Here is an 11,920-nt window from a genome sequence, read left to right as displayed (position 1 = left end):
TTCTAGATCGCGGAAGAGGGCATGTCATGACGTCCGATCGGTTTTACTTGCCCTGACCGTGTCGATCGCGGCCTCAAATCGTTACTCTGCTGGTATGGATGAGTTGGTGAGCCGTGCGTGTGTGCTCGCAGAGGACACGCTGTCGGTCAGCCTGCCACGACGCTGGAAGCATGTTCAGGGCGTGCTGCGCAAAGCCGAGCTTGCTGGAGGTCTTTTTCGGGAGGACGCGGATACCTTACGCGCGGCCGCGGTCCTCCACGATGTTGGTTACGCACCTGCGGTTGTCGTGACGGGCTTTCATGCACTGGATGGTGCTGACTACCTCAAGAGGATGGGCTTTCCTGCGAGGGTGTGCGCTCTCGTTGCTCATCATTCGTGTGCGTACAGAGAGGCGGAGTTGCGAGGCTTGACTGCCGAGCTGGCCCAGTGGATAGATGAGGAGACGCCGCTCAGGGATGCGTTGTGGTGGGCTGACATGACGACAGCTCCCGATGGCACCGCGACTAACGTGCACGACAGGATCGACGAGATCCAGAGGCGGTATGGGCCGGACGATCTGGTGACTTTCTTTGTCCGCCAGGCGAAGCCGGAGCTTGTCGCCGCAGTTGACCGTACGGAGCAGCGGCTACAGGCGGCCGGCATCGCCTACAACGCGAAGTAGGGAGTCGGTCGGTTCTCGAGCCCATGATCTATCCGGAGGCGGATCGATGGATGGATGTTCAGCGCCGCTAGTTGGGCACGACTGACCCAGTGAACTTCGCTCGACTCGTCGCTTGTGCGTAGGTTGCCGCCGACCGGCTGTGCCCGGAAGCAGATGGAGAACTGTTGGCGCACCTCGCCGTCGGTGTAAGCGATGACGTGCTTGGGGTCGGAGTAGACCCCAATGATGTCGATGGGTTCGACGTCGATCCCGGTCTCTTCCTTGACCTCGCGTATGACGGCGTGGCCGATGGTCTCCCCGACGTCCTGTGCTCCGCCGGGGATGGAGTAGAGGTCGTTGTCGGTGCGGCGGATCATGAGCAGCCGGCCGTGCTCGTCTTGTACGAATGCGCTGACCGCCACGACGATGTTGGTCGCCTTCGGGGCGTTCGGGTCGTGGTAGTGGTCGGTGCGGGCCACGGTGCGGCTCCTCAGAACGTCGCGCGCTTGGCGGAAGCCCAGACGGTCTCCAGGCTCTCGGAGTAGGTCTCGAACAAGTCTCCTGCCGACAACCGACGCAGGTGCAATGCGGGTGCGTGGGCGCCGGGGAACCCGTAGACGTGGGTGTTGACGATCATCTCGTCGTCGAAGCGGAAGACCGAGTTGTAGAGCGTGGTCTTGTGCAGCCGGATCTCGATGTTCGGCACGTCGACCAGCGGGCGCACGAACGCCAGCGCGTTGCGAATGCGCGCGGCCACAGTACCCTTGCCTAGCTGCTCTTCCTCGGACCGTCGGGACGCCTCCCGGCCGGCCGGATCGCCGAACAGAAGCCGGACCTTCGCGCCGTTCTCGGCCTTCGCGCGCAGCTCCTTCGCGAACATCGGCCGCTCGACCAGGAACAGCGCCGCGAGTGACAGGCACTCGATGTGCTCGGTGGCGTCGCTGAGCAGCCGGTCCCACAAGTCCGCGGGGATGTTGTTGCGGTGCGGGTAGACCTTCACGACCTCGGACTCGGCGATCTCGGCCTTGCGTTCCGCGGCTACCGCGTCGGGCCAGAGGTAGTGCTCGGTCTCACGGACCATCGACGCGATGGCGTTGCGGTGGCGCGGGTAGGGGATGCGTCCCTTGGTGATCCAGCGTTCGACGGTCTTCGGGTCGACGCCGGTCGCGCGGGCCACGTGGTCGAGGCTCAAGCCGTTGCGTAGCAAGGCTTCGCGTAGGCGGTCGTTGGCCATTGGGCCTCCCGAGGGATGACTAGGGACGTCTTCAACGTAACAGAGACGTCCTGAGATGTCCTGCTATGCGGTGCTTGCGTCCTCGCGTTTCGCCGAAAGTCGTAGGTGTCAAGAACGGCTGACAGCAGGTCAGGCGACACAGACGACAGGAGCAAGACGATGGCGATCACAGGTGGGAGCAGGCTCCCGGCGGGTCACGACTTCGTGTTCCCGAGGGGCGCGCTCGTCATGGGCGTTGAGCCGGTGCTGAAGTTCCAGTCCGCTGAGGAGCGGGCGAAGGGGCTGCCGCCGGAGCAGGAGAAGGACAAGGAGACCGGTCTCCTCGTGTGGTCGGTCTTGGTGATTGACCAGGCTGCCGAGCGCAAGACCGATGCGGTGGTCACGGTGAAGATCGCCGCGCCTCACCAGCCGGTGCCGCCGGAGGCAATTCCCGGTACGGACGTGCGGCCGGTGGTCTTCGAGGGGCTGACGGTCACGCCGTGGATCGATGACAAGGCGTGCCGTGGAGTGCACGCGGGTGAGCGTCACCGCTGCCGGGCCAAGCTCGGGTACAGCCTGCGCGCCTCGGGCATGAAGCCGGTGGGCGCCAAGCCTGCCGCCAAGGCCGCGTGATGCCGGACATGGTGCGGGTCCACGTGACCGCTGATCTGCCGATGCGTCCCCTCGCGATGCCGTTCGCCGACCGGGTCGAAGTGCGGTTCGGCAAGGCCTTCCCGGCGGTGCTCGTGGTCGACCGCGATGCGGTGCCGCGACTTCAGGAAGTCTTGGCAGAGGGGTGGAAGGCGCTTCAGGCTTCGGCGGCACGGCAGGAAGGCGGGGAGTGATGGGGTTCAGCGCCACTTGCACGCCTGGACGTGACGCGGCTGCGGCGATGGTTCAGGTGACGCCGCAGGTTCCCGCGCTGGTGATCTACCTGGACCCGGTCAACATCGCGATCCAGCTGCCGCCGTTCCCTGGCGGGTCGGACGTGCTGATGCGGTTCTGTCGGGAGCTGTCGCGCGAGGCAACCAAGCTTGCCGATCACCTCGGCAGCCAGGAAGGGCGTCACGTGCTCGCGGAGGGAGAACAGGATGCCCGCGGCTGAGGTCGTGCACTGGGGCATGGCTGACCAGGTCACGACGCTGAGCGAAGCGCACGACGTGCTGAGCAAGCTCCTGCCCAACCCGAAGTCCAAGCCGCAGGTGCTGAAGGACTACTACCTCCGCTCCGCGGAGGTGTACGCGCGGGTCGCCGAGATCGATCGGGCTCACCACCACGAGGCCCTCTACTGGGCCAACCGTGAGCGCGAGAAGGGCGAGGCGATCAAGACCCGCAAGAGCTAGGAAATTCCTCTTTAGACAGAGAGCGTGACTCTGCTGGGTCACGTGGCGATGTCGCACACCTTGTTGCGGCGCAAAGAGAACGTGAGACGCAGGAGCGGAAACCGGCTACCAACCTCGCCGCTCCTGCGTTGTCCACCCAGCTAGGGAGTGAACAACGATGAGCGTAGAGCCTGAGCACATCCGTGCGCTAGACACGGCCACAAAGCAACTGCTGTGGGATCGGATGATCGCCAGCAAGCAGACCGTTTCCACCTACGTCGTCGTGCTCGACGGCGGCTCGTTGGAGACGATGGAACTCTCGGCCGCACAGGCTGAGGGCTTCGAGTGCTTGACCTGTAGGGCGCAGTGCTCCAGGGGCGCAGGAGCCTTCGTCCCTGTTGGACGCATTCCGAGCGTCGGCAGCGTCTTTCAGTGCGTCGCGTGCTCGGTGGGTGCGCGATGAAGGGCAACCGCTGGGTCGACCCCGCGCCCTTCGAGGGGGCGCGTCCTCAAGTTCCTTGGTGGGTATGGCTTTCCGGCTGGGTGAAGCTCGTGCTCGCACCGTTCGTCCTGCTGTGGCTCGCCGTCCGCCTGGCCGTGCGGCTAACGGTCCTGGCAGTCCGCTACCCGATTGCTGTCACGGCCGGCCTCGGTGGCTACGTCGCCTATCACCAGTTCGGGCTTTCGCCGCTGGTGCTGGCGCTGCTGTCGCTCGTGTGTGGCCTGACCGTTTGGTACGGCCTCGGTCGCGAGTCGTTCCTCCGGCACGGCTGGTATCGGGTGCTGACTGAATGGCGGCGGCTCACGGTCTACGTGCCGCAGTGGCGCACCCGTGATGCGTCTTGCTGAGCTGACGAAGGAAGTCCGCGGGAAGGAGTACCTCCCGAAGCTGCGCCGCGTCCGGTCTGAGGGTTGGCGGGACAAGGTGCGTGTGCGGATGATCCCGGCGCAGTCGCCGGAGCAGTGGGAGTTGCGGCGGGACAACCTGGCGCACTCGTTCAACGCGCGGTCGTGCCGGGTGCGGGTGCTGAAGCCTCGTTCGCTTGAGCTCGACCTCATCCACGCTGATCCGCTGGCTCGGCCGGTTGCCGTGCCGCAACTCGCCGATGCCGGAGAGGTTGACCTCAAGCGTGTTGTCGTCGGCCGGACCGAGACGGGTAAGCCTTGGCGGCTCAAGCTCCTCGGCTCCCAGGTCCTCGTCGTCGGCGTGCCTGGTGCGGGCAAGGGCTCGGTGCTGTGGTCGATCGTGTGGCAGCTCGCCCCGGCCATCAAAGCCGGCATGGTCCGGCTCGTCGGCATCGACCCCAAGGGCGGTATGGAGCTGGGCCAGTGCCCGGACGCTTTCGAGAAGGTCGTCTACGACAACGGGCCGGAAGCTGTTGCCCTGCTCGAAGAAATCGCCGCAGAGGTCAAGGAGCGTGCAACTCGCTACCGGGGTATCCGGCGGCTCTGGGCACGCAGCACGGGTGAGCCGTTCACGGTCCTGATCGTTGATGAGCTGGCGGACCTGATCGCCTACCAGGCGGACCGGAACCTCCGGGAGCGTGCAACGCGGGCTATCCAGACGATCACCTCGCAGGGCCGCGCACCTGGCTACGCCGTTGTGGGCCTGGTCCAGGACCCGCGCAAGGAGATCGTGAGCTTCCGGCACCTGTTCACCGCTCGCGTGGCGTTGCGCCTCGATGAGCCGGTGCAGGTGGACATGGTCCTGGGCGATGGCGTCCGGCAACGCGGTGCGGCTGCTCACGAGATCAGCGAGAACACGCCCGGTGTCGCCTGGGGCAAGGAGGACGGGCAGCGCGAACCCGAGCGTGCGCGGGCCTTCAACGTCACGGACGCGAACCTGGTCGAGCTGGGCGTCTACCTCGCTCCGGCCACCGTTCACGAGTTCCCTGCTGGTGGCGAGGGACGTGAGGCGGCATGACCGACTACCTCACTCGCTCGGAGCGGATGAAGCAGCCGGCCGCGCTCGACGTCGCTCGGGCCGTCGCTGAAGAACACGGTGTGTGCGTTCGTCCGTTGGCCAAGGAGCGGATCGACCTCGACACCGGGCGCGTGGACATCGTTCCCGTGCCGTGCGGCTCCACGGTCGCCAGCGTGTGTCCGACCTGCGCGGAGAAGAACCGGCGTCTGCGGATGGCGCAGTGCCGCGAGGGATGGCACCTGACCGAGGAACCGGACTTCGCTCCGGACGCTCCGAGCAACGATCAGCGAGAGCTGGCCGCGTACCGGGCAGACCTGGTCAAGGCCTTTCGCCTGGCCCTCGATGAGGGCGACGAAGTCGGAGCGGAGGAGGTGCGGGAGGAGGTCGCGGAGGTCGACGCCGAACTTCGGCAACTTGGAGTCCGCGGCTCGCTCCCGTCTCTGGAGATCCCGCTCAAGGTGGCTCGGAAGCGGTCGACCAGGCGGCGGCAGGACGCACCCAACCTGCCTCGGCGGCCGGTCAGCAAGCGCACGGTCGGCAAGGTCTTCGGAGGCAAGTACCAGCCCTCGACGTTCCTCACGTTGACGCTCGACACCTACGGCAAGGTCCGCAGTGACGGCACTCCGATTGATCCGGCGACGTACGACTACCGCCGTGCCGCAAGGGATGCGGTGCACTTCGCGGCGCTGCTCGATCGGTTCGTCCAGAATCTCCGGCGCTGTGTCGGCTGGGAGGTTCAGTACTTCTCGACGGTCGAACCACAAAGGCGGCTCGCTCCGCACTGGCACGCGGCGGTTCGGGGCTCGATCTCACGGGCGGAGCTGCGGGCGGTCGCTGAGGCCACGTACCACCAGGTCTGGTGGCCCGAGCATGACGAGATCAAGTACAGCGGTGACAACGTGCCGGTCTGGGATGTCCGGGCTAAGGGCTTCGTCGATCCGCAGACGCGAAGGGCCTTGCCTACCTGGGAAGACGCGCTGGACCAGGTGGAGCGACCGGCACACGTCGCGCGGTTCGGGGTGCAGGTGCATTCGAAGGGCATCCTCGGCGGCACGGAGGAAGCCGGCCGTCACATCGGCTACCTGACGAAGTACCTCGCCAAGAGCATCAACGAGTGCTTTGAGGCGCAGACGGCCCGGCAGGAAGACCACGCCGAACGCCTGTGCGCTGAGCTCGCGGTCACGCCCTGCTCGCCGCAGTGTCCGGTGTGGTTGCTCTATGGCGTCCAGCCTCGCGGGGCTCGGCTCTCGACGGTGCCGGGTAAGTGCAAGGGCAAGGCGCACAAGCGAACCACGCTCGGCGTCGCTGGTCGGCGAGTCCTCGTGTCGCGCAAGTGGTCCGGGAAGTCGCTCGCCGACCACAAGCACGACCGGAAGGCGTTCGTTCGGCAACTGCTCGCGGACGTCGGGATCAAGCCCGAGGACCAGGCGCAGCGCGTCGTCTGGAACAACCTCCAGCCCGGAGACCCGAACGTGCCTCCGCGGGCGCACCTGCTTCTGAGCGCTGTCGCTGAGCGCCGCAGGTGGAAGGCCGAGTACACGGCCGCGCTGCTCGCGTCCGCCGGACCGCCAGAAAGTTCGGCAACTCATCTAGCTGCATAAACGGGGGGAATCATGAACGGCAAGGCACGTGAGACAGCAGAGTTGATGTCTGTTCGGGAGATGCTGGAAGCGCTCGGCGGGGACGTTTCCAGGGACACGTTCTACAAGTGGCGGCAGACGGGGAAGGGACCTCGTTGCTTTCCGCTCCCAAACGGGGAGCTGCGGTGCAGGCGCTCGGACTTCCTGGACTGGATGGATGACCTCTACGGGCGGGCCGCATGAGCGAGACGACGCTGAAGGTCACCTTCTGGGAGATCGCGGACTGGACGAAGAAGAAGACGGCCAAGGGCAAGAAGCGGCCGAAGCCGTGGGGCGTCCGGTGGGTGACGGAGAAGAAGAGCCACTCCGAGTGGTTCGCGAACAAGGCTCAGGCGATCAACCGGCGTTCCGACCTGATGAAGGCGGCGCGGCTCGGTGAAGAGTTCGATGTGGAGACTGGGCTTCCGCTGTCGGAGCTGAAGCGGAAGAACTCCTTCTCGTTCTTGGAGTTCTCGCAGTCCTACGTGGACATGAAGTGGCCCGACTCGGCTGCGAAGACGCGGAGCAGCACGGTGGATGCTTTGGCGACCGCGTGTGCTGCGTTCGTGAAGAACGGGCCTGGCCGGCCGGAGCTGACGGACCTGCGCGGCGTGCTCACGCGGCACCTGTTGCCGCCGACGACTCGTGACGACCAACTCGACCGTGATCAGCAGGAGGTCGTGGACTGGCTGGTTCGATACTCCCGGCCGCTGTACGACATGACCGACGGTGTGGCGGTCCGGGAGGTCCTGGACGCGCTGGCGACGAAACTTGATGGCAAGTCCGCGGCTGCAACCGTGTATTCGCGGAAGCGGGCGGTGCTGTTCAACCTGCTGGGGTTGGCGGTCGAGCGGGAGTTGATCCCGGACAACCCGTTGAACCGGATCAAGCGCAAGGTCACGAAGATCGTGGACCAAGTGGACCCGCGCGTGGTGGCCAATCCTCGGCAGGTCGACGAGCTGCTGACGGCAGTGTCGTACGTCGGGCGGCGGAACGCGGATCGGGGCGCGCACCTCGAAGCGTTCTTCGCCACCTGCTACTACGCGGCGGCGCGGCCGGCTGAAGGGCTCGGGCTCAAGCTGGATGACTGCACCCTTCCCGATAAGGGCTGGGGGTTGCTGATGCTCGGCGAGTCTTGGCCGTCGGCGGGGAAGCGGTGGACGGACTCGGGGGAGGTGCACGACCAGCGCGGGTTGAAGCACCGTGGCGCGAAGGACGTGCGGCCCGTGCCGATTCCACCCACGTGCGGCGGCTTCGGGACCACATCGACCGGTTCGGCGTTGCTTCGGACGGTCGGCTGTTCTGGTCGCCGAACGGTGGCGTCGTGTCGTCCTCGACCTACTACCGGGTTTGGCGTGACGCCCGTGAGTACGCGCTAAGCCCCGCGCAGGTAGCTTCGCCTCTCGCGGGTCGGCCGTACGACCTTCGTCATGCAGCTCTGTCGCTCTGGCTTAGCGGTGGTGTTCCCGCGACAGAGGTCACAGAACGGGCAGGACATTCGGTGGAAGTCCTGCTCACGATCTATGCGAAGTGCATCGATGGGCAGCGCGAGTTGATCAACGCCAGGATTGAGGGGCTGCTCAACCTGGCAGAGCATGGCTCGTGCCGGTAACGCCATCCCCGCGGATCTCGAATGCTCCTACGTTGGGTGTTGCAGTGCGCCGTGTGCTGCTGTGGTCAGGGGTGGTCTTTTTGTGGGACTCGATAGCGCAGGTTTTAGGGCTGGTTATCGCTTCCGTTGTCTTGAACCTCATCGCAAGCTACCTATTTGAACGCTTCAAGCTCATTAAACGCCGATGGGTCAAGTGGGTCACTTCTACGTCTATTTCTCTTCTGTTGGTTGTTGGTGTGGCGCTATCTGTGCAGCCCATACGTGAGAGCCTGCTTGGAAAGTCAGAGGGGCAGTCCGAGGCGCAGGGTGGTGGAGACTTATTCGCGGCAGTGTCCGCCAAGGTCGAGGGCAAGCTGATGCCTCTGGACGATGAGAAGTTCCAGCCTATGGTTCAAGTTGAGCGGAAGCGGTACTTCCAGGTCCGCGTCGTGATCGACAGTGTTGGCACCGATGTTGCACGTAATGTGACCGTCGCGCTGTCTGTGAGTCAGCAGCCGCAGTGCCTGCAATACGTGAAGTCGACGATGAAGATAATGAACTCGCTGAATCCGTCTGGTACGGACCTGGATATGAGCGACTCAGCTGAATCAATTGAACGGCTGTATCGGGACGGTATAGACATTGGAACCTATGCTGCTAAGGCGAACGCGATAGTCTCGTTGAGATTCACAATCGACTGTGAAGTTCCGTCCGGCAGTATGGATATCGTCGCCAAGGTCCAGGCTCGGGGAAGTCGCGGTCAGCCCTCTGCCGATGGGAAGGTCACGGTCTACTGGAGTCGATGAGCGTGGCCGCTGTGGTGCCCCCAGCTCTGTCTGCACTCGCCGCTGCACGTCCGCGTTGCTGTCGGCGTTCGTGCCGCTGCAAGCGTTTCGCGGTGGTTTCGCAGACGGCGGCAAACAGGGGCAGATTCCCGCTGACACTGACTGACCAAAAAGATCAAGCTCCGACCGCGTTGCCGCTGGTCAGAGCTTGATTTCACCCGGCGAAAGGTGGTGCCCCAGGCAGGATTCGAACCTGCGACACACGGTTTAGGAATGTCTTTTTCAAGACCGGGATGCCACTCTACCAGCATAAATGCTAGGGGCAGGACCATGTCACGGCCCTGGAACGGTCACGGTTTTACTACAGTTCGTGTCACGACTCCTGTCACGCCTCGGAGCCCTCTTGATCTTGCTCTGCCGTCCGTCCACTGTGGACCTGGGGGCTAGCGGCCGACCGGGCGAGTGAGTGCATTCTGATCGGCTCGTAGGCTCCTCTGGTGACGGAGTACCCGGAGGAACTCAAGTGGAAGGTCCACGGTGAGCGGACCATCTACGACAACCGTTGGATCAAACTCAACCTGGTAGATGTTGAGCCCCCGGACGGGAGCAGGTTCGAACATCACGTGGTGAAGCTCGACCGCGTCGCGGTGGCTTTGCTCGTGAATGAGAAAGAGGAAGTCCTGACGCTGTGGCGCTATCGATTCGCGGTCGATCAGTGGGGGTATGAACTGATCGGCGGACTGGTTGAGGCTGGCGAAGATCCGTCGGCCACGGCCAAGCGTGAAGCAGAGGAAGAAACCGGCTGGCGTCCGATCGGCGAACCTGAGCACATCGTCAACTTCCAGCCGCTTCCCGGAATGGTTGACGCACAGGTAGATGCATACCTGTGGCGTGACTTCGAGAAGGTTGGCGAGCCTACCGACGGCGAGGAGGCCGCACGACTCGAATGGGTCCCTGCTGATCGTCTCCTCGGACTTGTGAAGCAGGGAGAGGTGTTGGGCTCCGGAGCGATTATCCCGGTGCTCTACTACTTGGCATCACGTAACGCCGGTGGCGCCCCCGCCGCCGGGTAGTTCCAAGCTGGCGAGTCGTTGTCGCTGGCGGTCGGAGCCAATGCGCGAGGCGAGCTGTCGAGCTTTGCGCGCATAGGCGAGAGCTGTTTCCCGGTCGCCAGCGGCGGCGTACGCGAATGCGAGATCGACGTACATTGCGGTCTGGCCGCGGATCGCAGAGCTTGGTGTCGAATCGAGCGCCTTTGCGGCGCTCTCCAGGTGGTTTATCGCGTCTTCATCGCCGAGTCGCAGTAGTGCGCTGCCGCGCCACCGGCTGAGGTGCCCCTCGTTCAGCAAGAGAAACGGCATGGAGGGGTCGACAGGGTCTGAAGGGATGAGGGAGTCCGCATCGTCGAATGCCCGCAACGCTCCATCCTGGTCACCGATAGCCGCCAATCCTTCGCCGTGTGCCGCTGCAAGCCAGGTCTTCAGTAGCGACGGAACGCGGTGTTCGGCCACATATCGCGCGAACTCCAGTAGCTCAACGGCCAATTGATACTCGCCCATGTCGAGCAAGATGACCGCCTGTTGTGCGGACGCATGGGCAAGCAGGTGGGGAGAATCCGCCTCGCGTGCTGAGACCTTGGCGTCCTCGTGGTACTGCCACGCCTGGAGCTGAGACCCCCGGTCAAGGGCGGTCCAGCCCGCGAGGGTGCGCGCGTCCGTCAGAATGGCCGCGAGTCGCCGCCGATGGCTATCGCGCACGCTGAATGCTCGGACGCTCTCGATTTGCCTGATCTGACTGTTGAGTTGGTCCAGGACGTTCAACGAGCCGAAGCGCTTGTCTGAACCACGAACGCTGTTGACCTGTTGTTGGAACAGCTCGACTGTTTCATCGTCGATACTGCGGGCTACGGTGAGCCTGTCTCGAAGTTCTTCGAGCCCTTCGTTTTCCTGCTCGGGAGGGAACCCGAGTTCCTTGTTTGTCCGGCCGTAGTACTCGCGGAACATGCGCCGGTAACCTGGCTCGGTTACGGACACGTGCCCGTTTTCCCAACGCGAAAGCATGATATAGAGGGCGTGCTCGGTCGCTTGTGGAAGACCCTGGATTTGCTCGCGGCGCGCGAGGAAGTAGCGCACTACCTGCTCTTGGGTGCGCCCTAGCTCCTCCCGGACCCCTTGCAGCTTCGTCAGTGGCGGGTCTCCGCGCTTCCGTTTCGCCATCTTCGTTGCTTCCCCCGACCTCTTTGAGCTGGGCACCTAACTCGACCTAACAGGGTCTGTGTTAGCTCCAAGCAATTATTTCGACCCCCCTTTCGGCGGTCTGCTGTTGCCATGACAGCGACACAGAAACCACCGAGCGGGACGGACTTACTCGTCCTTCCTTCGCGAGTTCTTACGGGCTTTGCTCGCAGACTCGTCAAGGCGGCTGGTGAGCGCTCCTACTTGAGCGCGGAGGCCGCGAAGTTCGCGAATGACCGTGTTCAGCAACGGGACCAATGGATCCTCGGCCGGTTGGTCAGTCGGATCGGTCGCCGGTGGAGTCTTCCTTTGCAACACCGCAATGAGATGTTGCGGGTGCCATTCGAGCGCGATGGACAGCGCTTCGAGGGTGCGCGGGTTTCGCCGTCGCTGGATTCGTCCCTGTTGGATCTCGCGAACGATCGCGAGCGAAACGCCGGATCTCTCGGCAAGTTCCTTCTGCTTCATAGCCAGCTCGCCAGCGCGGGCATTGATTGCCTCCGCGACTGCCGACCAGTCCTCTTCCACGTACGCCTCCGTGCTCCGCCTCAGCGCTGACGTTAGCGCGCAGATCGCACTTCAAACGATCAAA

General features: G+C 64.1%; 15 protein-coding genes. 11 read left to right on the top strand and 4 right to left on the bottom strand.

What is annotated here, in order from left to right:
• The first annotated feature begins 94 nt into the window (after positions 1-94).
• Positions 95-661 (top strand): HD domain-containing protein, encoded by a 567-nt coding sequence (locus IEZ09_RS22530; RefSeq protein ID WP_189255709.1) that lies wholly within the window; start codon positions 95-97, stop codon positions 659-661.
• Here the strand turns inward: IEZ09_RS22530 and IEZ09_RS22525 are convergent.
• Both IEZ09_RS22525 and IEZ09_RS22520 read right to left on the bottom strand, forming a co-directional pair.
• On the bottom strand, positions 646-1,119 hold the full coding sequence (locus IEZ09_RS22525) for an NUDIX hydrolase (protein WP_189255708.1): 474 nt from the start codon (positions 1,117-1,119) through the stop codon (positions 646-648). The genes IEZ09_RS22530 and IEZ09_RS22525 overlap by 16 nt on opposite strands.
• A gap of 11 nt (positions 1,120-1,130) precedes the next feature.
• The gene (locus tag IEZ09_RS22520; protein ID WP_090053765.1) at positions 1,131-1,874 is read right to left on the bottom strand and encodes a DUF5919 domain-containing protein; all 744 of its coding nucleotides are present in this window, start codon (positions 1,872-1,874) and stop codon (positions 1,131-1,133) included.
• Positions 1,875-2,033: 159 nt separating this feature from the next.
• On the opposite strand from IEZ09_RS22520, the gene IEZ09_RS22515 reads away from it, so the two are divergent.
• The 10 genes from IEZ09_RS22515 to IEZ09_RS22470 all read left to right on the top strand — a co-directional run bounded on the left by IEZ09_RS22515 (position 2,034) and on the right by IEZ09_RS22470 (position 10,167).
• Complete coding sequence (locus IEZ09_RS22515; RefSeq protein ID WP_189255707.1) at positions 2,034-2,486, top strand: hypothetical protein; 453 nt, start codon at positions 2,034-2,036, stop codon at positions 2,484-2,486.
• 23 nt (positions 2,487-2,509) lie between these two features.
• A complete protein-coding gene (locus tag IEZ09_RS22510) occupies positions 2,510-2,698 on the top strand; it encodes a hypothetical protein (RefSeq protein WP_229812843.1) in 189 nt (62 codons plus the stop codon).
• Positions 2,699-2,745: 47 nt separating this feature from the next.
• Positions 2,746-2,958: a hypothetical protein gene (locus IEZ09_RS22505; RefSeq protein ID WP_229812842.1), complete on the top strand. Its 213-nt coding sequence runs from the start codon at positions 2,746-2,748 to the stop codon at positions 2,956-2,958.
• The gene (locus tag IEZ09_RS22500) at positions 2,945-3,196 is read left to right on the top strand and encodes an AMED_5909 family protein (RefSeq protein WP_229812841.1); all 252 of its coding nucleotides are present in this window, start codon (positions 2,945-2,947) and stop codon (positions 3,194-3,196) included. Before IEZ09_RS22505 ends, IEZ09_RS22500 begins: the two co-directional genes overlap by 14 nt.
• A gap of 411 nt (positions 3,197-3,607) precedes the next feature.
• Positions 3,608-4,024, top strand: a complete 417-nt coding sequence (locus IEZ09_RS46660; protein ID WP_229812840.1) for a hypothetical protein — start codon at positions 3,608-3,610, stop codon at positions 4,022-4,024.
• Positions 4,011-5,099: an FtsK/SpoIIIE domain-containing protein gene (locus tag IEZ09_RS22495; protein WP_229812839.1), complete on the top strand. Its 1,089-nt coding sequence runs from the start codon at positions 4,011-4,013 to the stop codon at positions 5,097-5,099. Before IEZ09_RS46660 ends, IEZ09_RS22495 begins: the two co-directional genes overlap by 14 nt.
• Positions 5,096-6,700, top strand: a complete 1,605-nt coding sequence (locus IEZ09_RS22490; RefSeq protein ID WP_189255704.1) for a replication initiator — start codon at positions 5,096-5,098, stop codon at positions 6,698-6,700. The genes IEZ09_RS22495 and IEZ09_RS22490 overlap by 4 nt, the downstream gene beginning before the upstream one ends.
• Positions 6,701-6,918: 218 nt before the next feature.
• Positions 6,919-8,097: a site-specific integrase gene (locus IEZ09_RS22480; RefSeq protein ID WP_189255702.1), complete on the top strand. Its 1,179-nt coding sequence runs from the start codon at positions 6,919-6,921 to the stop codon at positions 8,095-8,097.
• Positions 8,098-8,374: 277 nt separating this feature from the next.
• Entirely contained in the window at positions 8,375-9,115 is a 741-nt protein-coding gene (locus tag IEZ09_RS22475; protein WP_189255701.1) for a hypothetical protein, read from the top strand.
• Positions 9,116-9,591: 476 nt separating this feature from the next.
• Positions 9,592-10,167, top strand: a complete 576-nt coding sequence (locus IEZ09_RS22470; RefSeq protein WP_189255700.1) for an NUDIX hydrolase — start codon at positions 9,592-9,594, stop codon at positions 10,165-10,167.
• On the opposite strand, the gene IEZ09_RS22465 is transcribed toward IEZ09_RS22470, so the two are convergent.
• Positions 10,132-11,310: an NsdA family TPR-like regulatory protein gene (locus IEZ09_RS22465; RefSeq protein WP_189255699.1), complete on the bottom strand. Its 1,179-nt coding sequence runs from the start codon at positions 11,308-11,310 to the stop codon at positions 10,132-10,134. The two genes, IEZ09_RS22470 and IEZ09_RS22465, sit on opposite strands and share 36 nt — an antisense overlap.
• A gap of 147 nt (positions 11,311-11,457) precedes the next feature.
• Positions 11,458-11,856: a helix-turn-helix domain-containing protein gene (locus IEZ09_RS22460; RefSeq protein ID WP_189255698.1), complete on the bottom strand. Its 399-nt coding sequence runs from the start codon at positions 11,854-11,856 to the stop codon at positions 11,458-11,460.
• Positions 11,857-11,920: the final 64 nt, after the last annotated feature.

The organism is Lentzea flava (genome assembly GCF_014648475.1).
Classification (GTDB): Bacteria; Actinomycetota; Actinomycetes; order Mycobacteriales; family Pseudonocardiaceae; genus Lentzea; species Lentzea flava.
This window is presented reverse-complemented; position numbering and strand designations above follow the sequence as displayed.

What these genes read in the sequence shown, in the direction of transcription:
- IEZ09_RS22515 (WP_189255707.1), top strand. Translation starts at nt 2,034, where the DNA reads ATGGCGATCACAGGTGGGAGCAGGCTCCCGGCGGGTCACGACTTCGTG.
- IEZ09_RS22520 (WP_090053765.1), bottom strand. Translation starts at nt 1,874, where the DNA reads ATGGCCAACGACCGCCTACGCGAAGCCTTGCTACGCAACGGCTTGAGC.
- IEZ09_RS22505 (WP_229812842.1), top strand. Translation starts at nt 2,746, where the DNA reads ATGGTTCAGGTGACGCCGCAGGTTCCCGCGCTGGTGATCTACCTGGAC.
- IEZ09_RS22480 (WP_189255702.1), top strand. Translation starts at nt 6,919, where the DNA reads ATGAGCGAGACGACGCTGAAGGTCACCTTCTGGGAGATCGCGGACTGG.
- IEZ09_RS22530 (WP_189255709.1), top strand. Translation starts at nt 95, where the DNA reads ATGGATGAGTTGGTGAGCCGTGCGTGTGTGCTCGCAGAGGACACGCTG.
- IEZ09_RS22465 (WP_189255699.1), bottom strand. Translation starts at nt 11,310, where the DNA reads ATGGCGAAACGGAAGCGCGGAGACCCGCCACTGACGAAGCTGCAAGGG.
- IEZ09_RS22495 (WP_229812839.1), top strand. Translation starts at nt 4,011, where the DNA reads ATGCGTCTTGCTGAGCTGACGAAGGAAGTCCGCGGGAAGGAGTACCTC.
- IEZ09_RS22490 (WP_189255704.1), top strand. Translation starts at nt 5,096, where the DNA reads ATGACCGACTACCTCACTCGCTCGGAGCGGATGAAGCAGCCGGCCGCG.
- IEZ09_RS22500 (WP_229812841.1), top strand. Translation starts at nt 2,945, where the DNA reads ATGCCCGCGGCTGAGGTCGTGCACTGGGGCATGGCTGACCAGGTCACG.